The sequence below is a fragment of the Marinobacter sp. KMM 10035 genome, assembly GCF_046537445.1.
Taxonomy (GTDB): Bacteria; Pseudomonadota; Gammaproteobacteria; order Pseudomonadales; family Oleiphilaceae; genus Marinobacter; species Marinobacter sediminicola.
This window is the reverse complement of record NZ_JBBVMG010000001.1, coordinates 779,359-803,614: the sequence shown is the minus strand read 5'-3', so window position 1 is coordinate 803,614 and position 24,256 is coordinate 779,359. Positions and strand designations below refer to the sequence as shown.

Sequence of the window (24,256 nt, the reverse complement as noted above, 5' to 3'; positions counted from 1 at the left end):
AATTTAGCTCCTGATTGCCCAGAACTGCATTTCCAGGCCCGGGAAGCTGCCCGCCACGTGGAAGGCAAAACCACTGGCGTTGTCGAGCATCTGCCAGGCCTGGCTTTGATCGTCCAGCCGGAAGTACACAAACCCTGCGTGATAGGGCAACTGACGCGGCGCCACCGGCAAGGCGGATAGCGGAATGCCCGGTAGTTGCAGACTGATGAGATCGCGAATTTTCTCCACGGAGGCCACCTTGCACTGCTGGGTGAATTGCTTGCGCAAATCGTCCAGTGGGATGTCGGCTTTCACCGCCAGAATAAATTCGGCACCATTAATCAGCTGGCCGTCCTGAACCGGCGCGACCGTCAGGCCGTACTGGCGCTGTTGCAGCTGAATAGCCAGAGCCCGTGGCTCCAACACCGTACTCAGGGATTGTCGCAACACCTGCATCAGTGGCGTAAAGCTGTCTTCCGGAAGGTCGTGGTCGTAGGGGGGATATTCCCGTGGCAGCCGGCTTTCGTCGGTGAATGTCACCAACTCGCCGCAGAGTTCCAGAAGAACTTCGTACAGACGCTCCGGGTGCAGCTGGCGCAATCGAGCCAGATGCATCAACCTCGGGTGGGCCCGATTGAGCATCTGGAGCAGCATGAAATCCGCCACATCGGCAACACCGCCCTGCCCTGGCGCACCAACACGTTCCGCAATGTTACGCGCACGTTCGCGCATCAAGCCTGCCATTTCGCCGACAAACCGCTGCAATTTGGGCGCTGACCGAACGCTTAGCATGGTGGGTATAAAATTCGGATCCATCACCAGGCTGCCATCCGGACGTTTTTCCAGAATCCGGCCAATGGCCACAGCCGCATATGCGCTGCGGTCGTCCCGCTCAAGCATCAGGCGCGGCGCGACCCGAGCCACGTCGATGATGTGGGCGTCGCCGTCGATCGAATGCAAGTCGCGGATCTCGGTGCTCTGGGCCCGGAATCGCCCGGCGGCAGGCGCATCTGGCCACTCTACTTCGGCCAGACTGTCGTTGCCCAAAGGCAAAGCCAGGTACACAACCTGATTCGCCACTGATGCATCGGTGATTTCCAGAGGCTCTGGCATCACATCGTCCTGGGGCAGGTTGAAGCGGGTGCCATCAGGGAACAGGCCGCTGGCCCGCACCAGACCTACACGCCCGAAACTGAGGTATTCCGCGTTCAGCTCCAGATCGCTAAATCCGTACAGGTAGTCAGAAACCGCCAGAGACCGCTCGTTGATCTGGTGTTCCAGATACCGTTGCTGCTGCTGAAAGTGCTGGGGTTTGATAAACAGCCCATCACTCCAGACCACTCGATTTGTAACTGCCATCAGGTTTCTTCCGACCGCTTGAGTTTGACTTCCCTGTCACGCAGATTCACCAGCAGGTGGTAACGGCCACCGACAGGATCCACCCTGACTACCTTCTTCCACTGGGACAGGTTCGGGTAGGCGTAAAAGGCAATCACACCGATAAACCGGGTGTCTTTGCTGATTTCAAACGGCTCAACAAACTTGAACTGACCGGGCAGCAGTGTGTAGTCACTATGCTCGATGTAGTTCCGACCAAGGGAGTCTTTCAGGTTGTTCAGAAGCTGGTCGAAATCACCGGCCATCAACAAGGAGCTGTCGCGCATTTCAATGATCTGAAAGGCAATCGGTGTCGGTGCCAGAGACTCGTTCGGGTTCACACCCGGCTCAGCCACCATGGTCAGATCCACCCGGCTGGGCAGATCTTCCGGATAGCCCACAGGAATGCTGGGGTCCCAGAGTACTTTCGCGGTTTTGGTGACGGCGTTATAGGGTGTGCTGCATCCTGCAAGCACAAATACTACTGCCATCGTCAGCAACTTCCATTTGCAGGTTTTCACACCAGGTTCTCCCTTTGTAGTTGACGCAAATGCTGGTCGTAAGCCTGATCGAACACTTCCTGAAACAGGCGCTCAAAACCCTGCTGACGACTCGATTTCAATTCTTTGTAGTAGTGCTGGTACATATCCCATGCCCAGCGACCTTCATCCTCGTTCTTCTGCAAGCCGCGGCGGTAGCCATGGAAGCGGCGCAGCAGAGCTTCTGGTGAAAACGCATGAAGAATGGCTTCCAGCGCTTCGCTGATGGCCGCGCCAGTGGCCTGCTGATGGTGATTAAGGCTTTGCAGGCTTTCCTGTACAGCGGCCGGCGCCGACAAGTGCACCGGGCTGCGCTGGCTGGCAAACAGGGTTTGTACGGTTTCTTCGTAATCCCCGCCAAGGCGCAAGGGGTTGTCTTCAATGGGCTGCAGCCGCGTGCGCAGAGCCTGATGGCGGCTGTCTTCGCCCTGGTGCAGAGCCAGCAAGCCATCAATGGTCGCTTTCAGGGTCTGCCCGGCTTCTTCGAGGAACAACTGCATCCCATCACTATCAGCAAAGTCGAGCCCCGTTTCCATGCCCTGCATCAGCGGGGCGGCACTGATATGTTTGCGGCTCTGATCACTTTGGCGGTCATTTTTCTCACCAGTATTCTGGCTTGATGCGCCGTTATGGGTTTCTGACATCCTGTCTCTCTCTCCATTTCTTACCGGAAGACCCATCGCCACGTCGCGATTCTCCCGGTATTCATCCGTTACGTCGGTTTCAGTTGCAAACCAGGCGCGCTCGCTTGCCATCAAGGTGCGCTCTTCCTGATTCACATGAGCTGGCTCGTTCTGCCAGTGCTGCAGGGGGTCAGCGCTCGGGGTTTCAGCAGCTGTTGGCGCCAGCCCCTCCATCGGCTCAACTACCTGTATATCATTATCGCGCCCAGCTCCACGTACCAACTCTCCTTCTGCTATATCCACCAATTTTCTGTCTTCCGCCGCCTCGTGGAGTACCAGTTCCTGTTCGGTGGACGAACCTGATGACACTGCTATTAACTCTGCCCGTATGCGGTAGCGACCAATACTCACCGTGTCGCCCTGATTCAACCGCGCCCGGCGGCCACGCCCAACAGGCTGGGTTGCACTGTTAATATAGGTGCGGCCACTGCGATCAATAAGACAGTAACCACCGTCAAAGAGACGAATCTCAGCATGGCCAGCAACCGCGCCGGTGCGGTGCGCCGACAGTTGCCAGGTATCACTTTCGGCGGTGCCAATGGAGCCACCTTTGGGGCCAAAGCTGTGCTCAACGCCTGCCCCACTTCGTGTTGTACCGGGGTTGGTGACCGTCAGCTTCAGTCTGGTTATCTGCCGCTCTTCCATGATTGCGTTCCTTTTCATATTAACGGCGTATCTGAATCCGCACGGCGGGCCGGGTTTCGGATTTCTCAGGTGTCACAAACGAGTTCCAGCCCAGCCGTATGTCCTCTCCCATCTGCATGGGTCGGATATCCTGACCACGCATCTGCAGCTCCAGGTCGTAGGCCAGTTGCTCGCGGGTGGCAAACTCAACCAGCTTCACCAGGCGCTGGTGATCCTGCCCGTTAGGCAAAAAGTCGGCAAAACGCTGACGACTGAGATTGCGAATCCGCAGAATGAACTTGCCACTGCGATCACGAACCTGAGAGCCCACCAGGGTGTCATTCCCCAAGGTGGCGTTGCTTCTGCCAAGCTGCGTTTGCTGATCCTCGCCAATGGCCACCTTGCGCAACACCCACTGTTCGATGCTCACATCGTCCAGATCAAAACAGTGCCCAATGATGCCGCTGACCACCTCGGGAGACCGGCTTCGACCTGCCATCAGGCCGGAATAGGCCAGCATTTTTGACCAGTTAACCGGTGTAGCTTCCCGCAGGCGGCTGTCGCCAAGCCCGGTCAGGGAATAAATCAGTTTGGAAAATCCATCCGACGCGCCGGGGCGAAAGCGCACGTAGTAGCGGTATTTGCGCCATGACCGATGAAACAGGGTAACCAGCCGGTGATTGAAAAAATCCAGAAAATGCCGGCGAATACCCAAATCCTGACCCGCCTCCCAGGCCAGATCCTCAAGGTAATAACCCGGCAGCGGCGACTGTGAACCGTGCAGGCCCAGAAAACTCACTTCCATCTGGTAGGGGCCGTGCTCATGCTCCGGCGACAAAGCGGAAACCACATCGCTACCGGGAAACCCGAGGCCCGCCGAGGCGGAAAACCGGATACGCTCCTGCTGCGGTTGCTCGTCGCGACCGCCTTCCAGATCGTCACCGTGGTGCCGGTGAATGAGATCCACCAGCTGAAAAAAGCTGTAGCGCCGCGCATTGCCCAGAACGGGTTGCAGGCCGGCTACATCAGCGGCTGCTGACCTTGCTGTAACGTCCATGTATACCGTTCCTGATTGTCTGTATTCACCACTTCCAGTTGGTGAAATGCGTTGATACTGGCATAAAGTGCAAAGAACTGGCTGAGTACGGTGCCGAACAGGTACAAATCGCCTTCTGAAGCAAAAGCCTGCTGATCCAGCTTCATTACCGAACGAATCCCGCGCACCGGCAGCCCCCGGATCATCTTGTCCACCGGGTTGGTTTCAATGGCGCTGATACCCGCCAACCGCTTCTGGGACACCCGCTCCGCCTGGCGATCCACCAGTGCGCGGAAATCATACACACGCAATACGGTGCGCAGGGCATCCACATCCAGCATGGAAAGATAGTTCAGCGACAGATTGGAAATCAGCGTCCACAGAAGACTGCCATCCAGAGTCGGCCTCAAGGTAGCGGTGGGACGGGTGATATTGCTGAAGGACGCAAACGCCGGCGTGGTTTCGGTAGCCATGCAAACTTCCCCAACCGCCAGCTGTTGCGGCAGTTGCCGGTTGGTGCAAGTCAGAGTCAGGGAAATCGCTTCCTGCCGATCCATACACTCGGATTCATCACCGCGGACGAACGACATATAGTGATCAAAGCCATCACCACGCACGCTGTCCTTCGCCCGAACCCGGTAATACAGGGCTGTGCGACCGCGATCCCGCTCAACTTCGTGCTGAAAACTCTCGAAAGCCGTATAAAGCCGACGCTCACCGCGCCCCGAACGGCCTTCCAGCCAGCCTTCCACCTGCTCAATGCTGAACACTTCAAAATGATCCGGCGAGCGACTCGATGCCAGAATACGGTACTCGGTCTGACGCCCATTAAGATCCACCGGCTCACCCTCATGGGTAAACAGATTCACCGCCGGCGTGCAGTAAAGTTGCATATTCTCCGCCCGAACCCGGGCATCCGGCGGCAAGATCCGGCTGAAATGAAAACGTAAGCTAATTTCATCTGCCTGGACTGCAGGCAAACGATTTTTAAGACCGGTGATGTCTACAAACCGGAACGCCTCGGGAAAGCTCAGGTATTCCTGCAGAATCCTGTAGCCGGAATAGGCGTTCTTCGGATAAGGCAAAAGCGCCTCATCACTGGCGAAGCCAACCGGCTTCAACAACGACGTCGGCAGACTGAAAACGGAATCTCCAACCACTAGATCCATGCGGCTGAGATAGTGGTTCAGCCAAAGATAAAGCGTTTCAGCGGTGTGGTTATCACCACCCAGATAGAAACGCAGGCTATCAAGATCCAGGGCATTCAACGGTTGATCAGTATGCAGCGCCAGATCCACGGTCATCGACGACACTTCCCGTGAATGCTCCGCATGAGCGTCCGCAACACTGATGGGAAACACATCCACCGCCCGACAAGTACGAAACCGGCACTGAGTCTGACGCGTAGAATCTCCCAAAGGACGACTCTTGATTTCGGTGTGCCGTTCTACCCTTTGTCGTTCACTGATGGAATGTAGCTGCGGATCAAACCGCATAATCGTGCAGCTGGGAACCGGGCGCAGGTAGTTCGGCCACAACATGTTCAAGAGCGAGTGCGTCAGCTCCGGAAATTCGTCCTCGACTTTTTCACGTAGCTTTCCGGTGAGAAACGCAAAGCCTTCCAATAAACGCTCAACATCTGGATCGGTGCTTTGTTCTGACAAGAATCGGGTAAGCTGCGGGTGAGCCTCAGCAAACTCCCGCCCCTGCAGCCTCAAAAAACTCAGTTCGTCCCTGTAAAATCGGTTTAACTTCATACAACTACCGCTTCCTTGGGAGTATGATCCGGTCGGTATACTTTTCTTCCGGGAAAAAACAACTCGCTGCGCTCAGACATTTTTTTCCCTGCAGAAAAGCATCCCCACCGGCTCCTGCCATCCATGGTGTTTGCTGATCGTTTCGTTACATCACTCGGTAGTAACGTTTGTCATCCAGTAATAAATCTATAGTTGTCTTGTCGTCTTTGGAGCCGACATTCAGGTAGACCGTTACCTGAAACCGCAACTGCAAAGGATCCGGCCCCTGAGGCAAAGCAACCACATCAACCCTTTTTACTCTGGGCTCGTACTTCTCAATACACTGCCGAATCGCGCTGCGGATCTGGATACTCAGATCGTGGGTACCCAGTGTCGCATCGTTGAAGTCCAGCAGTCCCAGTTCCGGCGCGCAGGCACTATTGCCGGGGTGTGCATTGAGCAGGCGAACCAGATGGCGCTTGATGGATCGCACCACGTGGGTTTCTTCGCCCATGCTCTGCCCTTCCGGAGAGCCAGCCTGCTCCAATCGTTCGAACAGGCTGCCTCCCATGGTTTGCGCGTCACTACTGAACACGGATTAATCCTTGTCCAGACGGCCTACCAGCGACAGCTCAAAGTTGGCCCCCATATACTTGAAGTGCGGACGCACGGCCAGAGACACCTGGTACCAGCCCGGATCGCCCTCTACATCGGAAACCGTTACCTGAGCTGCGCGCAATGGGCGGCGGCTGCGTACTTCGGCCGGCGGGTTTTCCTGGTCAGCCACGTACTGACGAATCCATGTGTTCAGTTCGCGCTCGAGATCCTGCCGCTCTTTCCAGGAACCGATCTGCTCACGCTGCAGCACCTTGATGTAATGAGCAAGGCGGTTAACGATCATCATATAAGGCAGCTGGGTGCCCAACTTGTAGTTGGTTTCCGCTTCTTTGCCTTCCTTGGTGTTCGGGAACTGCTTGGGCTTTTGTACGGAGTTGGCTGAGAAAAATGCGGCGTTATCGCTACCCTTACGCATGGTGAGGGAGATAAACCCTTCGTCGGCCATTTCGTATTCACGGCGGTCGGTGATCAGTACTTCGGTCGGGATCTTCGCTTCCAGCTGGCCGAAGGATTCGAACAGGTGAACCGGCAGGTCTTCCACAGCACCGCCGCTTTGTGGGCCGATGATGTTCGGGCACCAACGGTACTTGGCAAAGCTCTCAGTCAATCGCGTAGCCAGCAGGTAGGCGGTATTGCCCCACAGGTAATGCTCGTGATCGCCGGAGACATCTTCCTTGTAGTTGAAGCTGCGTACCGGGTTTTCGCTTGGGTCATAAGGCACCCGTAGCAGGAAACGTGGCGAAGCCAGGCCAAGGTAGCGGGCGTCTTCGGATTCACGCAGGGAACGCCACTTGGCGTATTTCGGGCCTTCAAAAACGGCTTTCAGCTCTTTGATCGCCGGCAATTCCTGGTAGCTGTCTACGCCAAAGAATGATGGCGCAACCGAGGACAGGAAAGGCGCATGGGCCATAGCACCAACAGACGATACATACTGCAGCAGCTTCATATCCGGGGTAGACGGTGTGAACGCATAATTACCAACAACCGCACCGACAGGCTCGCCGCCGAACTGGCCGTATTCTGTGGAATATATATGCTTGTAGAAGCCGGTCTGAGTCACATCGGGAGCAAACTCGAAGTCTTCGAGAAGTTCGGTTTTCGTGGCGTGCAAAATATCCACTTTGATGTTTTCGCGGAAGTCAGTGCGATCAACCATCAGCTTGAGGCCGCGCCAGGAGGACTCCAGTTCCTGCAACTTGGGCGCGTGCAGAATTTCATCCATCTGGGCGCTGATCTTGCGATCCAGCTCTACCACCATCTGGTCAACCAGTGCCTTGTTGACCGGCTGGCCTTTCTCTTCGCTTTTCAGCAGGTTGGCAATAAACGTTGCGACGCCTTTGCGGGCTACATCATAGCCCTCGTCAGCCGGCGCCATACGGCTATTGGCCATTACCTGGTCGAGCAACGAGCCTTCCATTACAGATTCGGAGGCAGCGGATTGCTGCGCAGCAGTATCAGACATACCACATCCCTTCAGTACGTGATTGATATTTGATGTTGTGTACCGCGTACAAGCGGCAGCATCGATTACTCGCCGTCTGTCGCCAGTTCCAGCTCAGACAACAGGGTTTCACGAGCTTCGTCGTTATCCAGCAATTCCTGCAGCTTGGAACGGAACGAAGGCACATTACCCAACGGGCCTTTCAAGGCAACCAGCGCTTCCCGCAGCTCGATGAGTTTCTTCATCTCGGGAACCTGGCGGGCAATGCTATCGGGCGAGAAGTCATCCAGGGACTGGAATTCGAGGTTGACCGGCAGTTCGTCGGCTTGATCTTCCAGCTGGTTGGATACAGTAGTGGATAACGTAAGGCCGGCTTCCTTCATGACAGAACGGAAGTTGTTCTTGTCGACGGAAATGGCTTTGCGTTCTTCGATGGGGGTTTCTTCGGCGTGTCCTTTAAAATCACCAACGACGAACATCTTCAGCGGCAGTTCGGTTTCAGCCTGCTGATCTCCGGTGGCGGGGACATACTTGATATTGATGCGCTCTTTAGGCGCGACAGAACCGTCTTTAGACGACATGGCTTGCTCCCTGTGCAAATCATTTGCAGTTGTTCAGTCCTTCGTGCGCACCATCCTGGTACGCAACGGCAAAACTGTACACACGTGGATCAGGTTTCTCAAGCAAAAATTGGCCAGCAATGCCGCAAACTGTGCGCGCGGGCAAACTTTTGCCAAAGTGTTTGTCCCCATGTGTGTACTTATGACCTACTGGCCATAGCCTTGGTAAACTTGGTCAATGACGGCACCTGGCGTCGTAGTTATACTCCTGAAACCCATAGTTAAAGCTTCAAAGTACTTTCACAATAACCAAGGAAGAGATTGATATGAGCGACGTGAAAACCCGTTTCGAAGAAGCAGTAAACTACATTCAAAACGCCGAAGGCGATTTCAAACCATCCAACGAGATGAAGCTGGAGTTCTACGCACTGTACAAGCAGGGCACCGAAGGCGATGTGTCCGGCAAGCGCCCGGGCATGATGGATTTTGTTGGCCGCGCCAAGTACGACGCTTGGGAAAAGTGCAAAGGCATGTCGAAAGATGACGCCATGCAGAAGTACATCGACAAGCTCGAAGCCCTGAAGTAAGCCGTCGCTGCTTTTCGATCCCGGCAGAAACACTGCCGGGATCACAACACCTTTTATTCAACGCATCCCTATATTTTCCGGACCTGTCAGCGGCCGTTCATATTCACATTAAGGGCTTCGTAGGTGCGATTTTCTGGCGGACGAATCACATAGTTATTACTGTGTGTCTGCCCGGGAAGAGATTTTGGATTGCTGAAGCGAAACTCTACCGGTATCTGAGAACGCCCGAGATCCGTACGGCCATCCCCAGGCTGTATCGCCAAGGGGTCGAGATAGAAGTCATCAGCACCCGCTTGTTGCACAGGGACACCCTCAGCTGGCGCAGCCAAACCGCCCTCTATCACCGTGTCCGACAGCGCATCTTCAGCAATGGAGCGAAAAGGGATAGTTTCCAGCGTTGACCGTTGTTCAACCTCAAACAGCTGGCTCTCGCCAGGACTGGTCTGCGCACTGGCCAATCCTGTTACCATGAGCAGGAAAACGGCAGAAACCAAACCGGAACGCATCAATTCCGGCGCTCTGATAAAACGATGCAAGAGACTCATGAGATTCACCCTCGAAGACACGCTTTTTATTAATGTGTCAATTTTCGATCAGTCTATCGCCAAACCGGGCGTGTTTCTCAGTTAATTGACCGTTTTGTGACAACTTTCACTGGCCCTGTTAAATAGGACCGCCAGTTACGCACCCTCTTTGAACAACAGGAGCAGCCTTGAAGACGCCACTTATCACCCGGCAGGGCTACGATGATCTGCAAAAAGAACACGACGAACTCTGGAGATTTGAGCGCCCGGAGGTCACCAAAAAAGTTACTTGGGCGGCCAGCCTTGGCGATCGCAGTGAGAACGCAGACTATCAGTACAACAAGAAACGACTCAGAGAGATTGATCGCCGAGTACGCTACCTGAGACGCTGCCTGGACAATCTGAAAGTAGTGGAGTACCACCCGGATCAGGAAGGAAAAGTATTTTTCGGGGCCTGGGTAGAAGTTGAAAACGACGATAGCAAAACCCTGAAGTTCCGAATCGTTGGCTACGATGAGATATTCAACCGCAATGACTACATTTCCATCGACTCACCGATGGCCAGGGCCCTGCTAAAAAAAGAAGTGGGCGACGAGGCCGAGGTGCGAACCGATGCCGGCACAATCACCTGGCATATCAACTCTATTGCATACGATAAGTAGCGCGCCCGGGTAGATATTCTCGCCTGACGCTAATCGCCAGACATAAAAAAACCCCGTAAAAACGGGGTAAGGCTAGCGCTGTACTGGAGGGAGAAGCAAGCGGCTATTAATGCTTGCTTCTATCTACAATGCCCATTCTCCACACCCGGTATTACCTGGCCCTTGCCGATGAATTACCTTTTGGTCAGGGTAAGCTCGGCAATTCTGCGCAGAAAATTAGGTTGTACACTCTAGGGGACGGGGATAGCGTTATGGCATCAAACCTTAGATTCCCTTCCAGTTATGGAGATAGCACAAATGAACACACAGAAGCTGCTGAACATGGCTCTTGAAGGCGTAGATGCACTGGGCTTTCGCCTCGACCAAATGGGCATTACCGGAAAAATTAACCGTCACAATATTGCGGCGTTTCTGATGACAGAGCAGAAACACTTGGAAGGTGAGTGGGACAGCATTCAGGTGCGCCTAAACCTTCGCCGTTCTCAGTTTGAGCGCATCACCCAGCAATTCGAGACCCGCACCGATGCGCTGATCGCACCGGTTATGTCGCAAGTGAACCGGTTCCGCCCAAGCCACTGATGCTCAGGCGCGGTCGGCCTCTTTGGCGCCCGTTGCGTCATCGGTGGTCGACGCGAGTGCCTGCTCCGCTTGAGTAGCCCGTATGCGTTTGCGCACACGGGTAAGCGCGGGCATGTACACAGAAACTGTCAGCCCTGGCGGTTGCTGAGTTTCATCGGTATCGCTAAGTATAATCCGCCCCTTATGGATTTCCGCTACGGCACTTACCAAGCTTAGCCCCAAGCCATTGCCGGGTAGCGAACGGCTTTTACCAACCCGATAAAATCGCTGGAATACCTGATCTTTCTCATCGTCCGGAATACCGATACCACTATCGCTGACTTCGAAAACAGCATCATCGCCCTCTCTCCGCACAGCCACACCAATGGCACCGTGCTCAGGCGTGTATTTTATTGCGTTGTCGATCAGGTTACTGATCATCTGAAATAACAGGTCCCGGTCGCCTTCAAGTACCACACCTGGCTCAAGAGACTGCTCAAATGCCTGATCTTTGTCCTCTGCCACCGCCTCATAGAGCTCACAGGCATCAGACACCAATTCGTCCAAAGCCACACGCTTCATATCAGACGAGTTACCTTTCGTCTCCAGACGCGCGATGCGCAGCAGTGCATTAAACGTTGCCAGAAGCTGATCTGCCTCTGCAACAGCGCGGCCTGCCTGCTCACGGGCCTCATCGTTGTCGACGGACATCAGGGTGTTTTCAAGCTGGTTCCGCAATCGCGTGAGAGGCGTACGAAGGTCGTGGGCAATGCTGTCAGACACATGGCGGATACCTTCCATCAGATAAACAATCCTGTCCAACATCTGATTCAGGTTTTCTGCCAGCTGATCGAAATCGTCCTCAGTGCCACGGGTAGGTATACGCAGGGAGAGGTGTCCGTTCATTATTCGCCGGGAGGTATTGTTGATGACCTCTATGCGGCGAATGGTATTTCGGCTCATCAAATAGCCACCGAGTAGTGCCAGCGCAAGGGTGATCCCCATGCCCCAGTTAATGGCCGTCTCAATTACTCTTTTGAGGCTGGTGAGTTCGTCAACATCCCGACCCACCAATAGCCGCAAGCCGCCCTGAACTTCAAATATTCGGGCCCGGGCCAGGCGCTCTGGCCCTTTCCAGCCCACAGCTGAGCTGAGCGTAAAGTTAACCCAACCACCCTCTGAGGGACTGCCCTCTGGCCAGGTTTCCAGATTGCCGGCCAGTTTGAGGAAGTCTTCGGTGGTCAGCAAGTAGATGGTTTTTGCATTGGGATCGCGGGCAACCCGCTCACGAATAATCGTGATCAGGCCGTTTACACCGCGCCCTCTGTATTGCTCCGCCAGTCCGGCGATTTCCGCTTCAATGGTTTCGTCGGTCTGAGCGGTCATAAAACCCGCTGTACGCCAGTAAATAAAGGCCAGTAATAAAAATACCGAGGTGGCAAACACCACCATATACAGCAGGGCAAGCTGGAAGGACGATGTCCTGAGCTGGCTAAGCAGTTTCACGTAACATGTACCCTGCACCCCTGACGGTTTGCAGCAAGGGTGTTTCGAATTCCTTATCAATCTTTGCCCGGAGACGGCTTATATGCACGTCGATCACGTTGGTCTGGGGATCAAAGTGATAATCCCAGACTTTTTCCAGCAGCATGGTCCGGGTGACTACTTGGCCGGCGTTGCGCATCAAATACTCCAGCAACCGGAATTCCCGGGGCTGCACATCAATATTCTGACCGGAGCGCTTCACTGTGCGGGCCAGCAGATCCATTTCCAGATCGGCTACGCGCAGCACGGTTTCAGTTTCCGCCGACTGGCGGTTCCGGCGAACCAGCGACTCAATCCGGGCAAGAAGCTCAGTAAAAGAGAAAGGCTTGGTAAGGTAATCATCACCGCCACCCCGCAGACCTTCAACACGATCGTCTACATCGCCCAGCGCGCTGAGGATAAGAACCGGCACCTGGTTTCCAGTTGCACGAACCGTTTTGATAATAGAGAGCCCGTCCATGCCTGGAAGCATGCGATCGACAATCATGATGTCGTACTCTTCACTGGCGGCCATCATCATGCCGTCTTTGCCATCGGCAGCATGATCAACCACGAAGTCTGATTCTTTCAGCCCTTTAACAAGATAATTTGCTACGTCCTGATCGTCTTCGATTACCAGCGCTTTCACCGGATCCCCTCCTGATAGCGGATTACATTAACAACAGAGTACGAATAACTTGGAGCACCGGCCAGTTACGATCTTGTAAGAGGGTGTCGCCAATGGCGACGGTCGGTTCTATGACCGCAACCAGTGCAAGCTATCTGCCGTAGCCCCGGAGGGCAGGTACTCTGCACTTACCCAGCCGTCATAATCCATTTTATCGATGGCAGAAAAAACATTCGAAAAGTTAATCTCACCGGTTCCCGGCTCATGTCGCCCCGGATTATCGGCAAACTGGATGTGCCCGATCCACGGCAGCAAACACTCCATGGATCGCACCAGGTCACCCTGCATGATTTGCATGTGGTAGATGTCATATTGCAGGCGCAGGTTATCGCCATCCACTTCCTCAATCAGCGCCATGACTCTGGCGGACGTATCAAGAAAGAAACGGGGCATATCGACCCGTGAATTTATGGCCTCAACGCACAGCGTAATACCCTCGCCCTCCAGCTTATCCGCTGCCCAGGCCACATTCGCCACCAGCGTTTGCCAGGCCGTACCGTCATCCAGCTCCACCGGCTTCAACCCAGCCAGACAGTTCAGCTGCTTACACCCCAGCGCCAGGGCATACTCGATGGCCTGGTCCACCCCGGCGCGGAACTCATCGACCCTGTCTGGCAAGCAAGCAATACCGCGCTCACCTGCAGCCCAGTCGCCCGGGGGTAGATTGAACAAAACCTGAGTCAAACCATTATCTTGCAGCGCTTTACTCAGCTCCTCTTTCGGCCACTCATAGGGGAAGAGATACTCCACACCCGCAAACCCGGCCTCCGCCGCTTTGGCAAAACGCTCGGTAAACGGCACTTCTGTAAACAACATCGAAAGGTTTGCAGCAAAACGCGGCATGGCAGTTACTCCTTCGAACCTGAGCCGGCAGCACCAAGACGGGTGCGGTTAATATGCTCCAACTCCAGCAGCAGGCCGCTGTGGTCTGCATCACTGTGGCCATTAGCGACCAACGAGAGGTATTCGTTGTGCACTTGTTGTGCCAGCGGTAGCGTTAATCCTTCTGCCCGAGCCTCGTCCAGAATCATCCGCATGTCCTTCAGCTGTATCCGTGCCGGCGCACCGGGCGCAAAATCCCGATCGATCATACGCTGACCGTGCAATTCCAGAATCCGGCTACCAGCAAAGCCGCCCATCAGTGCCTCCCGCACCGCGGCCGGATCAGCCCCGCCCTGGGCAGCCAGCAACAAAGCTTCAGACACCGCGCCAATAGTAATTCCAACAATCGCCTGATTAGCCAATTTGGCAAGCTGCCCGGCTCCAGCCGGCCCGATTCTCGTGCACTTACCCAGCACCTCAAACACGGGCAAAGCTCTGGAAACATCTTCCTCTGAGCCGCCCGCCATAATACTTAACCGCGCTTCCTGAGCACCCAGCGTGCCACCAGAAACCGGCGCATCCACATAGCCAGCGCTCTGCTCCATCGCAAGCGCAGCATGCCGACGAGCGACCGATGGCTGAATGGAACTCATATCAATCACCAGGGCACCCGGCTTTAAAGCTGCCATGGCGCCACTGGCAACCAACACCTGCTCAACCACATCGCTGTTTTCCAGCATAGTGATCACTACATCGGCAGTTCGCACTGCATCAGCGGGGCTCTCAGCTACCCTTGCCTCACTGGTAAACGACTCACACTTGCTGGCTGTACGATTCCATAAAGTCATGGGGAAACCTGCATCCAGCAGATTACGGGTCATGGGAGTACCCATGAGGCCGATGCCAAGAAATGCGATACGGGGGAGTTTCTCAGTCATTTTAGAGGTCTCGGTTTCAAGTATCGGGAAGAAGCAATTGGGCAGGCCCTTCCAAAACCGTGCGGAGCCATGGATGGCGGAGCCGAGCGTACAGGGATGTATTCACAGCGTGTTTTGGAAGGGCCTGCCCAATTACTTCGTGCACCAAACTATAAGTCACAAAGAACACAAACAAAAACGCCACCAACCGGAACCGGTGGTGGCGTTTTCAAAGTACTTTCAGATCAACAGCCTGGTCAGGCAGCTTCTTCAGTCATCTGCGTACGGATTTTCTTCATGGCATTCTTCTCTAACTGGCGAATACGCTCAGCTGAAATACCGTACTTGTCTGCCAACTGATGTAGCGTTGCCTTGCTCTCGGACAACCAGCGCTCCCGCAGAATATCCTGACTGCGTTCATCAAGCATTTCCAGAGCTTCCATCAGACGACCGTTGGAATCCTCCGTCCAATCCGCTTTTTCGAGCTGAACGGCAGGATCGCTACGATGGTCTTCCAGATAATACGCCGGCGCCTTGTATGCACTGTCGTCATCATCGTCCATCGGGCCATCAAAGGCTGTGTCGTGGGAGGCCAGTCGACCTTCCATTTCCCGCACAACCCTTGGCTCAACACCCAAGTCGTCTGCCACCGCGTGCAGCTCGTCATGGCTTAGCCAAGCCAGCTTCTTCTTCTGGCTGCGCAAGTTGAAAAACAGCTTACGCTGGGACTTGGTCGTCGCCACTTTCACAATACGCCAGTTGCGCAGAATGAACTCGTGAATTTCAGCCTTGATCCAGTGCACGGCAAAGGACACAAGCCGAACGCCGTACTCCGGGTTGAAACGTTTGACGGCCTTCATAAGGCCGACGTTGCCTTCCTGAATCAGATCAGCCTGCGCCAAACCATAACCGGAATAGCTGCGGGCAATGTGAATAACGAAGCGCAGGTGCGACAGAACCATCTGGCGGGCTGCATCTACGTCTTCATCGTAGTGAAGGCGCTCGGCCAGCTCTCGCTCTTCATCCACGGTCAGCACCGGAATGCGGCTCGCGGCCTGAATGTATGCCTCGAGATTGGCGCCCGGAACCAGTCTTTCAATAAGCTGTAAACTCGTACCCATGCTTTAACCTCCGAACCTGACGGTCGCATAATATAGCGAATAAAGATTGGACCGCCAAGAACCTTAAAAGTTCCCGAATCTCTCCAGTAAAACGTTTTAAATCAACAAAATGGAGAATTCGCCCTGACTTTCGCTAACTTAGAAACTACCCCGGAACCGATCCGTATTCAATACGCTTTTACCGCAATCCGGATCACTAACCGCCAGCAATTTCACCTGGCTCAATATCGTCCAGATGGCGCTTTACCGCTATCCAGGCGCCCAGCCAGCCTAGCAGCATCGCTGCAATAATCAATGCAAACGCACCATCAAAACTCAGGCCGCTCAGCGAGAAGTCGCTACTGTATAAACCAGCAAGGCGCTCAATGGGGCCACTAAGCCACCAAAGAGAGAGTTGCAGCAGTATCCAGGCAACAACACCACCGCCCAGACCAAACCATGCACCCGTGTAGAGGAAGGGTCTGCGCACAAAGCCATCCGTTCCCCCGACAAGCTTAGCCACCAGGATCTCATCGCGGCGACTTTCAATGGACAGCCTTACCGTATTGCCGATCACCAGCACCACCGCTGCCGCCAGCAGTATTGCCAGCGCCCACACGGCCCGCGCCAGCAGATCTGTCATGGCATTGAGCCGTTGCAACCAGCCCAGATCGACCTGAACCCGCTCAACACCTTCCATGCTTTCAATAAACAACAGCAGGCTTGCTACGCCATCTGCCGTCCTCGCACTCTCCTCAGGCGTGATCAACAGCGTATGAGGCAAGGGGTTTTCTTCCAGATAATCCAGCGCATCATCAAGCCCCGACGATGCACGAAATTCTGCCAGTGCGCGATCACGGTCAATCAATTCAATCTCATCTACACGACCATCTGCGCCAATTTCTTTGGCCAGTTTGCGGGTCTGCTCAAGACTGGCGTCCAGGCTCATATAAGCGGTCACCCGGGCACCACTCTCCCAACCCGCGCTCACCCCCTGAAGGCTGGTCAACAAAAGCAGGAGCGCAACGGGTAACGCCAAGGCAACGCCCATGACCGTCCAGGTCATCAAGCTGGCCACTGGGGTTTGCCAGAGGCGCGAAGCACTGTCACGGGCCACTTTTCGATGATGAATGAAGTACGATTCCGCCTGCTCGCGCCAGGGTGAGCGGGAGGTTTTGGCGCCCCTGGCAACATCCGGTTTACGGGGTTTGGTTGAAGGATCAACGGCCACGGAAACCTCCTTGTAGCGGGGTACCGCCCGCAATCAGGTTGCCGTGATCGAGAGTCAGAGTGCGCCTATCCATTTCATTTATCAGGGCAAGATCGTGACTGGCGATCAGCACCGTTACACCTACCTGACTGAATTGGGCAAACAGATTCATGATGTCTGCGGACAGCTCAGGGTCCAGGTTACCTGTAGGCTCATCTGCCAGCAGGAGCGGTGGCTTATTCACCACAGCCCGGGCGATACCCACGCGCTGCTGCTCACCACCCGATAACTGCAGGGGGTTCATTTTTTCCTTGCTGAGCAATCCCACTTTATCCAGCGCTGCACGTACACGCCGGCCCACATCGCGGGGAGAGGCGCCCATAACTTCCAGGGGCATAGCCACGTTATCAAACACTGTGCGGTCAAAAAGTAACTGGTGATTCTGAAAGACCACACCGATGTGCCGGCGTATGTAGGGAATCTGCCTTCTTGGGAGGCGGTTAAGCACTTGGCCACCAACCACCACTTCACCGGCAGTGGGGCGCTCCATAACCATAAGCAGTTTCAGCAGGGTGCTTTTGCCCGCACCTGAATGTCCGGTCAGAAACGCCAACTCACCGCGATCCAGGTGAAAATTCACCTGCCGCAACGCCGTATGGTCACTGTCATACCGCTTGGTAACCTGGCGGAATTCAATCATAACGGGCTACTGCTCCAAAAATCCGGGTTGTTTAGCAAACTAGTCTGCAAACAGTGCGTCCACAAAGGTTTCAGCATCGAAGCTGCGCAGGTCATCAACCTGCTCACCAACCCCGATAAAACGGATAGGGAGCTGCAACTGGCGGGCAATGGCGAACACGATACCGCCTTTGGCCGTGCCGTCCAGTTTCGTTAGGGTAATGCCACTCACGCCAACCGCTTTCTGGAACACTTGCGCCTGACTCAAGGCGTTCTGCCCCGTACCAGCGTCCAACACCAGCATGACTTCGTGGGGTGCTGTGTCATCCAGCTTTTTCATAACCCGGACAACCTTTTCCAACTCACCCATCAGGTTATCTTTGTTCTGCAATCGACCTGCAGTATCGGCGATCACCACATCCACTCCCCGTGATTGGCCCGACTGGATCGCGTCAAAAATAACAGATGCACTGTCGGCACCCGTGTGCTGAGCAACCACTGGAACGTTGTTGCGCTCACCCCAAACCTGCAACTGCTCAACGGCGGCCGCACGGAAGGTATCACCAGCCGCCAGCATCACTGACTTGCCTTCTCTCTGGAGCTTTTTAGTGAGTTTGCCAATGGTGGTGGTCTTGCCTACGCCATTCACGCCGACCATCAGGATCACATAGGGCTTGGTTCCTGCATCAATCGTCAACGGTTTGGTGACGTCTTTTAGCAGGCCATGCAACTCATCACGCAACGCCTTGCGCAACGCTTCGCCATCTTTAAGCTGGTTACGCTGGAGCTTGTCCGTAAGGGATTCAATAATTTCAGAGGTGGCCGTCACGCCCACATCCGCCATCAGCAGTGTGGTTTCGATTTCTTCCAGCAGGTCTTCATCAATCTTCTTGCCAACCGAAAACAGGTCGGCCATGCCGCCAGTCAGGCTTGCACGGGTTTTACCCAAGCCTTGCTTGATGCGCTCAAAAACACTGAGTTGTGGTGCAGCTTCCGGCTCAGGAACCTTCTCTGGGATAGGCTCTGGCACCAACTCAGGCTCAACAGCCGCAGGTACCACCTCGGTTTCTTCTGACAGGGGTTCAGGGGCAGCATCAGGAGCCTTCTTCTCAACCGGCTTTTCCGGCTCAGGGCCTTTGACCGCCTCGGGCTTGCGCTGGGGCACGGGTTTCGGCCGCGGCACACGGCGACGATTGCTGGCGATGTCCAGAAAAAACACACATACAAGAAGGGCCAGTAGGCCGACCGAAATCCACTCTGCCATCATAAAGTCATACCATCAGTCTGATTGGGCGGGACAAATAAAGCGCATATTCTAGCAGACTGTCCCAGCGAAGTGAGACCGCTGTGGATTATCATGAAAGGCACGATTTCCGCTAATATACGCCAGCCACAAATATTGCAGCCCGCTTCCGGAGCCAACCATATGACCCGCAGAAATTCCTCAGGCCCGCGCTTTTCAAACAAGCCCTCCAAAGGAGCCACCAAGAGCAAGGGTGCCGGGGGCGAGCTGCGCATTATCGGGGGCGACTGGCGCAGCCGAAAATTACGCTTCCCGGATGCCGGAGGGGTTCGCCCAACACCCGCACGCACCCGGGAAACCCTGTTTAACTGGCTATCATTTCACATCGCGGGAAGTGATTGTCTGGATTTGTTTGCCGGCTCCGGCGCCTTGGGACTCGAAGCACTTTCCAGGGGTGCAGCCCAGGCCACGCTGATTGATAACAACGCCGCTTTAGCAACCGCGCTGCGAGGCAATCTGAGGCTGCTGGGCACCGAATCCGGGACTGCAGTATGTGACGATGTGAGCACCTACCTGGGCGAGCGCAATCGGCAGCCGTTCGACATTGTGTTCATGGACCCGCCGTTCCACCAAGGCTGGCTGACGACGCTGATTCCACTACTGGATTCTCAGGGCTGGGTGAAACCTGGGGGCTGGGTGTACGTTGAACATGAAAGTGACCTGCCTTCACCGGCTGCACCCGCCAACTGGCAACTGCACCGGCAAAAAACCGCAGGTCAGGTCACTTACTGCTTATATCGGGTGGCTCAAGCCGCCGGGCGCAGCGAATAAGCCCGCAAATGGGCGGCAAACTCTTCCAGATAGCGGATGCCGCTGGCCTCAGCATCTTTGCACCATTCCATCAGCGCCTGCAGTTTATCCTGCGGCTTAAGACCGCGCTGGCGCCAGAGTGCCTGTAACTCGTTGCTCATTTCATAAATCTGACGCAACACGGCGTTGCTTTCGAGAACCGACTCCAGCGTCTCTTTATCACGCGGTTTTATCAGCGTTACCTCCCGCGACAGAAGCTGCTTGAGCTTACGATACCTGGGCCGGATTTCATCATCCATCAGGCTCTTTTGCTGACGTAAAACTGGCTCTGTCACACGTTTACGGTACTGGCGCATGATGTCAAAACGATTGTTGGCAATAGCCTGCACGGTTTCTACATCCACATCCTGCTTGCCCGGAACGTAATGGGCAATTGGCCGGTAGCCTTTGGGCTTAGCAAGACCAAACGCCTGGAACAGGCGAATGTAACCCCAACCAATATCCACTTCGTACCAGCGGCGTGAGAGCTTGGAAGAATTCGGGTAAGTGTGATGATTATTGTGCAACTCTTCACCACCGATCAGAATTCCCAGAGGAGAAATGTTGCGCGCGTTATCAGCGCACTCAAAATTCCGGTAGCCCATCCAGTGACCGATTCCGTTCACCACGCCCGCAGCCCAGAAGGGTATCCAGACCATTTGCACAGCCCAAATCCAGATGCCGTTAACACCGAAAAGCGCCAGGTTAATGGCCGCCATCAGAATAATGCCCAGCGCCCTGTGGCGACTGTATATATTGCGCTCTACCCAATCATCCGGCGTTCGCTGACCATAGCGCTCAAGATTCTCTGCGGTCGCTGCTGAGGCATACAGCTCTGCGCCTTCAAACAACACCTTCTTTATACCAAGTACCACCGGACTATGTGGATCTTCAGCGGTTTCACACTTGGCGTGATGCTTACGATGGATCGCAGTCCATTCTTTGGTATTCTGCGCTGTGGTCAACCACAACCAGAAGCGGAAAAAATGCTTCAGTGCAGGATGCAGATCAAGCGAGTTGTGGGCCGAATGGCGATGCAAATAAAGCGTTACACTGATAATCGTGACGTGGGTCATGCCCAGAACAACCAGAATCAACTGCATCACCGACAGGTCAAGGAGACCGTTAAACCACATAATTAATCCTCAAATCAAAACCAGAAGCGACCTTTCAGGCGCCTGTCAGGAGCAGTTTAGCGTACAGGTGTTAGCTAAAACAACAAGCTTTAAAGGCAAGTTTGCTACCGTTCACATTTGCACTACATTGCACCTCAAAATTTGACCGGAGACTGGTTGAATGCCCGAATTACCCGAAGTTGAAACCACAAGGCGCGGCATCGCACCCCACTGCGAAGGTCAAACCATTGACCAGATCAAAGTACGAAATGGCCGTCTGCGCTGGCCCGTGCCCGGCGATATTGCCGCGCAAATGGACGGCCAGGTTATCCGCACTGTGGAGCGGCGAGCGAAATACCTGTTTCTTAACCTCGACCATGGCACAGCGATCGTTCATCTCGGAATGTCTGGCAGTCTTCGCATCATCACCGATGGCGCACCGGCAGAGAAACACGATCACATTGACCTTGTGCTGCGTTCCGGCGTTATTCTGCGATTTAATGACCCCCGTCGCTTTGGCTGCTGGTTGTGGGCCGACACGGCAGTGGCGCACCCGCTGATAGCCAACCTTGGGCCAGAACCATTGTCGCCAGAGTTTAATGGCCGAATGCTGTTCCAGTTATCCCGCGCTAGAAACACCCCGGTTAAATCCTTCATCATGGACAGCCATGTGGTGGTCGGCGTCGGCAACATATACGCCAATGAAGCACTGTTCCACGCGGGCATTCACCCCAAACGCAAGGCTGGGCGCATCAGTCTCGATCGCTACGAGCGCCTTGTTGAAGCTATCCGGGAAATCCTCAGCGCCGCGATCCTGATGGGCGGCACCACTCTGCGAGATTTCGTGAACAGCGATGGCAAGCCAGGCTATTTCGCTCAATCATTACTGGTTTATGGCCGCGCCGGAGAGCCCTGCCCGAACTGCGAAACACCGCTGAAGGAAATCCGCATGAACGGGCGATCTACCGTGTACTGCACAGGATGCCAGCGGTAGCTCTGGGCCGCAGACCTGTGCCCAACATCCGTAATATCCCGGCTTGCCTCAAACCGGGATCTACGGCAGCCTGAGGAAAACATTTAAGGCTGGCTTTGCATATGATCAACTGGACGTCCCTCGAAACCGTATTCCTGGATATGGACGGAACACTGCTTGATCTGCACTTCGACAATCATTTCTGGCTGGAACACCTGCCCCGGCGTTACGCTGAGACTAACGGCATGCACCCCGAGAAAGCCAGAGACAAAATCATCAGCATGATCATGGCCCAGAAAGGCACGCTCAACTTCTATTGCACCGATTACTGGAGCGAGCAGCTTGCCCTTGACATCACCGGGCTCAAATCCGAGCTCGGTGATCGCATCGGCTACCGCCCACATGTGGCGGACTTTCTTCAATCTCTCAAGAAGGCTGGCCTGCAATCCGTCATCGTAACCAACTGCCACCCCGATCCTTTGGAGTTGAAACTGCAACGCACAGGCCTCGACCGCTATGTGGATGGCATTGTTTCCAGCCATCAGTTAGGCAAGCCCAAGGAAGACACCGCTTTTTGGCGAGATTTGCAACAACTCGCGCCCTATCGGGCTGCCTCCACACTGATGGTGGATGACAGCTTCCCGGTACTCGAAAGCGCCCGGTCCGCCGGAATTGCCCAATGCCTGGGAATTCTGGCCCCGGATAGCAAACGGGCAGCCAGTGAAAGCCATCCCGAAATACCTTGCGTGCACCACTTTGATGAAGTTCTGACTGCCATCCATCAACAACGACCCCCTCATCAGAAAAGCGCTCTGCCATCTGGTGACTGAGGGCGCTATAATCCAGATATACGCCCATCAGGTGAGGAGATATGGCGGCATCCGCTTCGGACGATCAAAAGGTAAGACTCGACAAATGGCTCTGGGCTGCGCGCTTTTACAAAACACGCGCTCTCGCAAAAGAAGCAGTAGAAGGCGGCAAAGTCCACTACAACAGTCAACGCTGCAAGCCCGGCCGACTGGTTGAACCCGGCGCCACGCTTACCCTGCGCCTTGGCTATCTGGAAAAAGTGGTCATTGTCGACGAAGTGAGCGAGCGCAGGCGCGGTGCACCCGAAGCCCAAAAGCTTTACCACGAAACCGAAGACAGCGTGAAAAAGCGGGAAGACCTCTCGTGGCAACGCAAAACCATGCAGGCAGCACAGTTGCCGCCGGCCAGGCGCCCTTCCAAGAAAGATCGCCGCGACATTCAACGATTCCGTGACCAGAACAGCATCTGAGCCAGTCAGTTCTGTTGTCACCTACCGATTCAAGCATCCAGCTTCCAGGAGAACCAGCATGGCATCCCGCGACCAGTTCCAGCGTTTTATATTTGAACACAGCCAGGTGCGCGGAGCCTGGGTGCAGCTTGACGAGAGCTTCCGTGAAATCACCGGCCAGGCACCCTACCCCGAATCCGTTCGAGGCCTTCTGGGCGAAGCACTTGTAGCCAGCATTGTTATGAGTAGCAGCCTGAAATTTGAGGGCACCTTGTCGATTCAAGCACAGGGCGAAGGCCCGCTGCGAACGTTAATGGCTGAGTGCAGTCATGACCGTAAAATTCGCGGTCTGGCGCGATTTGATGAGCATGCGGTAAGCGAGGACAGTTTCCACAACCTCCTGGGTGATGGCCGCATGGCCATAACCATCACTCCGCAGCAGGGTAACCGCTACCAGGGGGTTGTACCCCGTGAACGTGACAGCCTTGCAGGATGCCTGGAAGAGTACTTTGAACGCTCGGAACAAATACCCACCAGTTTGTTCCTGTTTTCCAGCGACCGTGGGGCCGCGGGCTTGATGCTTCAACGCATGCCTGGCGCTACGCAAGAGGACGACGAACTCTGGGAGCGCGTCAACCATCTTGCGCGCACGGTTAAAGCTGACGAATTATTGGAGCTGGACAGCGAAGCCCTGCTCCACCGCCTCTTTAACGAAGAAACAGTGCGGCTCTTTGACGCCGAAGCCGTGGCATTCCAGTGCAGCTGCTCCAAAGACAGAACCCTTGTAGCCCTTGAAGCCATTGGCAAAGACGAGTGTTACAGCATACTGGACGAACAGGGAACCATAGATATGGACTGCCAGTTCTGCCATGCGCACTACCGCTTCGACAGGAATGATATTGATCAGCTTTTTTCCGGCCATACGCTACACTAGGCGTGGTTGCGAAATCACCCG

General features: G+C 54.9%; 26 protein-coding genes. 8 read left to right on the top strand and 18 right to left on the bottom strand.

What is annotated here, in order from left to right; genetic code table 11:
- Positions 1–3: 3 nt before the first annotated feature.
- From tssK to tssB, 8 genes are all read right to left on the bottom strand, one after another.
- Positions 4–1,338, bottom strand: coding sequence for a type VI secretion system baseplate subunit TssK (gene tssK, locus AADB16_RS03535; protein WP_410801410.1), 1,335 nt, complete (start codon positions 1,336–1,338; stop codon positions 4–6).
- Entirely contained in the window at positions 1,338–1,877 is a 540-nt protein-coding gene (tssJ, locus tag AADB16_RS03530; protein ID WP_309045454.1) for a type VI secretion system lipoprotein TssJ, read from the bottom strand. The genes tssK and tssJ overlap by 1 nt, the downstream gene beginning before the upstream one ends.
- Positions 1,874–3,223 carry a type VI secretion system-associated FHA domain protein TagH gene (gene tagH / locus AADB16_RS03525; RefSeq protein WP_410801408.1) on the bottom strand — a complete coding sequence of 450 codons (1,350 nt, stop codon included), beginning with the start codon at positions 3,221–3,223 and terminating at the stop codon, positions 1,874–1,876. The genes tssJ and tagH overlap by 4 nt, the downstream gene beginning before the upstream one ends.
- 19 nt (positions 3,224–3,242) lie before the next feature.
- Complete coding sequence (gene tssG / locus AADB16_RS03520; protein WP_410801406.1) at positions 3,243–4,259, bottom strand: type VI secretion system baseplate subunit TssG; 1,017 nt, start codon at positions 4,257–4,259, stop codon at positions 3,243–3,245.
- Positions 4,223–5,995, bottom strand: a complete 1,773-nt coding sequence (gene tssF, locus AADB16_RS03515) for a type VI secretion system baseplate subunit TssF (RefSeq protein ID WP_410801404.1) — start codon at positions 5,993–5,995, stop codon at positions 4,223–4,225. The genes tssG and tssF overlap by 37 nt, the downstream gene beginning before the upstream one ends.
- A gap of 145 nt (positions 5,996–6,140) precedes the next feature.
- Positions 6,141–6,545, bottom strand: coding sequence for a type VI secretion system baseplate subunit TssE (tssE, locus tag AADB16_RS03510; protein ID WP_410803569.1), 405 nt, complete (start codon positions 6,543–6,545; stop codon positions 6,141–6,143).
- A 27-nt stretch (positions 6,546–6,572) separates the two neighbouring features.
- Positions 6,573–8,054, bottom strand: a complete 1,482-nt coding sequence (gene tssC, locus AADB16_RS03505; RefSeq protein WP_309045458.1) for a type VI secretion system contractile sheath large subunit — start codon at positions 8,052–8,054, stop codon at positions 6,573–6,575.
- A gap of 65 nt (positions 8,055–8,119) precedes the next feature.
- Positions 8,120–8,614 (bottom strand): type VI secretion system contractile sheath small subunit, encoded by a 495-nt coding sequence (tssB, locus tag AADB16_RS03500; protein WP_309045459.1) that lies wholly within the window; start codon positions 8,612–8,614, stop codon positions 8,120–8,122.
- Positions 8,615–8,919: 305 nt separating this feature from the next.
- On the opposite strand from tssB, the gene AADB16_RS03495 reads away from it, so the two are divergent.
- Positions 8,920–9,180, top strand: a complete 261-nt coding sequence (locus AADB16_RS03495) for an acyl-CoA-binding protein (protein WP_298452054.1) — start codon at positions 8,920–8,922, stop codon at positions 9,178–9,180.
- Positions 9,181–9,266: 86 nt separating this feature from the next.
- Here AADB16_RS03495 and AADB16_RS03490 read toward each other — a convergent pair whose 3' ends face one another.
- Positions 9,267–9,725: a hypothetical protein gene (locus AADB16_RS03490; protein ID WP_309045460.1), complete on the bottom strand. Its 459-nt coding sequence runs from the start codon at positions 9,723–9,725 to the stop codon at positions 9,267–9,269.
- Between the two features lie 167 nt (positions 9,726–9,892).
- Here AADB16_RS03490 and greB point away from each other — a divergent pair, with 167 nt between their 5' ends.
- Both greB and AADB16_RS03480 read left to right on the top strand, forming a co-directional pair.
- On the top strand, positions 9,893–10,366 hold the full coding sequence (gene greB / locus AADB16_RS03485; protein WP_309045461.1) for a transcription elongation factor GreB: 474 nt from the start codon (positions 9,893–9,895) through the stop codon (positions 10,364–10,366).
- Between the two features lie 297 nt (positions 10,367–10,663).
- Positions 10,664–10,945 carry a hypothetical protein gene (locus AADB16_RS03480; RefSeq protein WP_309045462.1) on the top strand — a complete coding sequence of 94 codons (282 nt, stop codon included), beginning with the start codon at positions 10,664–10,666 and terminating at the stop codon, positions 10,943–10,945.
- Positions 10,946–10,948: 3 nt separating this feature from the next.
- Here the strand turns inward: AADB16_RS03480 and AADB16_RS03475 are convergent, their stop codons facing one another.
- The 8 genes from AADB16_RS03475 to ftsY form a co-directional block, all read right to left on the bottom strand.
- Complete coding sequence (locus AADB16_RS03475; RefSeq protein ID WP_309045463.1) at positions 10,949–12,430, bottom strand: HAMP domain-containing sensor histidine kinase; 1,482 nt, start codon at positions 12,428–12,430, stop codon at positions 10,949–10,951.
- Positions 12,417–13,097 (bottom strand): response regulator transcription factor, encoded by a 681-nt coding sequence (locus AADB16_RS03470; RefSeq protein ID WP_100637889.1) that lies wholly within the window; start codon positions 13,095–13,097, stop codon positions 12,417–12,419. Before AADB16_RS03470 ends, AADB16_RS03475 begins: the two co-directional genes overlap by 14 nt.
- Positions 13,098–13,205: 108 nt before the next feature.
- Complete coding sequence (hyi, locus tag AADB16_RS03465; protein WP_410801402.1) at positions 13,206–13,979, bottom strand: hydroxypyruvate isomerase; 774 nt, start codon at positions 13,977–13,979, stop codon at positions 13,206–13,208.
- A gap of 5 nt (positions 13,980–13,984) precedes the next feature.
- Positions 13,985–14,896, bottom strand: coding sequence for an NAD(P)-dependent oxidoreductase (locus AADB16_RS03460; protein WP_410801400.1), 912 nt, complete (start codon positions 14,894–14,896; stop codon positions 13,985–13,987).
- A gap of 236 nt (positions 14,897–15,132) precedes the next feature.
- On the bottom strand, positions 15,133–15,996 hold the full coding sequence (rpoH, locus tag AADB16_RS03455) for an RNA polymerase sigma factor RpoH (RefSeq protein WP_298452034.1): 864 nt from the start codon (positions 15,994–15,996) through the stop codon (positions 15,133–15,135).
- Positions 15,997–16,192: 196 nt separating this feature from the next.
- Complete coding sequence (ftsX, locus tag AADB16_RS03450; protein ID WP_309045466.1) at positions 16,193–17,206, bottom strand: permease-like cell division protein FtsX; 1,014 nt, start codon at positions 17,204–17,206, stop codon at positions 16,193–16,195.
- Positions 17,196–17,885, bottom strand: a complete 690-nt coding sequence (ftsE, locus tag AADB16_RS03445) for a cell division ATP-binding protein FtsE (RefSeq protein WP_309045467.1) — start codon at positions 17,883–17,885, stop codon at positions 17,196–17,198. Before ftsE ends, ftsX begins: the two co-directional genes overlap by 11 nt.
- Positions 17,886–17,924: 39 nt before the next feature.
- A complete protein-coding gene (gene ftsY, locus AADB16_RS03440; protein ID WP_410801399.1) occupies positions 17,925–19,130 on the bottom strand; it encodes a signal recognition particle-docking protein FtsY in 1,206 nt (401 codons plus the stop codon).
- 159 nt (positions 19,131–19,289) lie between these two features.
- Here ftsY and rsmD point away from each other — a divergent pair, with 159 nt between their 5' ends.
- The gene (gene rsmD, locus AADB16_RS03435) at positions 19,290–19,937 is read left to right on the top strand and encodes a 16S rRNA (guanine(966)-N(2))-methyltransferase RsmD (RefSeq protein ID WP_410801398.1); all 648 of its coding nucleotides are present in this window, start codon (positions 19,290–19,292) and stop codon (positions 19,935–19,937) included.
- On the opposite strand, the gene AADB16_RS03430 is transcribed toward rsmD, so the two are convergent.
- Complete coding sequence (locus AADB16_RS03430) at positions 19,913–21,091, bottom strand: fatty acid desaturase (protein ID WP_410801396.1); 1,179 nt, start codon at positions 21,089–21,091, stop codon at positions 19,913–19,915. The two genes, rsmD and AADB16_RS03430, sit on opposite strands and share 25 nt — an antisense overlap.
- 160 nt (positions 21,092–21,251) lie before the next feature.
- Here AADB16_RS03430 and mutM point away from each other — a divergent pair, with 160 nt between their 5' ends.
- The 4 genes from mutM (at position 21,252) to hslO (ending at position 24,235) form a co-directional block, all read left to right on the top strand.
- A complete protein-coding gene (gene mutM / locus AADB16_RS03425; protein ID WP_410801394.1) occupies positions 21,252–22,064 on the top strand; it encodes a bifunctional DNA-formamidopyrimidine glycosylase/DNA-(apurinic or apyrimidinic site) lyase in 813 nt (270 codons plus the stop codon).
- 101 nt (positions 22,065–22,165) lie between these two features.
- A complete protein-coding gene (yrfG, locus tag AADB16_RS03420) occupies positions 22,166–22,873 on the top strand; it encodes a GMP/IMP nucleotidase (RefSeq protein ID WP_309045472.1) in 708 nt (235 codons plus the stop codon).
- Positions 22,874–22,914: 41 nt separating this feature from the next.
- Positions 22,915–23,322 carry a ribosome-associated heat shock protein Hsp15 gene (hslR, locus tag AADB16_RS03415; RefSeq protein WP_410801392.1) on the top strand — a complete coding sequence of 136 codons (408 nt, stop codon included), beginning with the start codon at positions 22,915–22,917 and terminating at the stop codon, positions 23,320–23,322.
- Between the two features lie 58 nt (positions 23,323–23,380).
- Entirely contained in the window at positions 23,381–24,235 is an 855-nt protein-coding gene (hslO, locus tag AADB16_RS03410) for an Hsp33 family molecular chaperone HslO (protein WP_309045474.1), read from the top strand.
- Positions 24,236–24,256 lie beyond the last annotated feature (21 nt).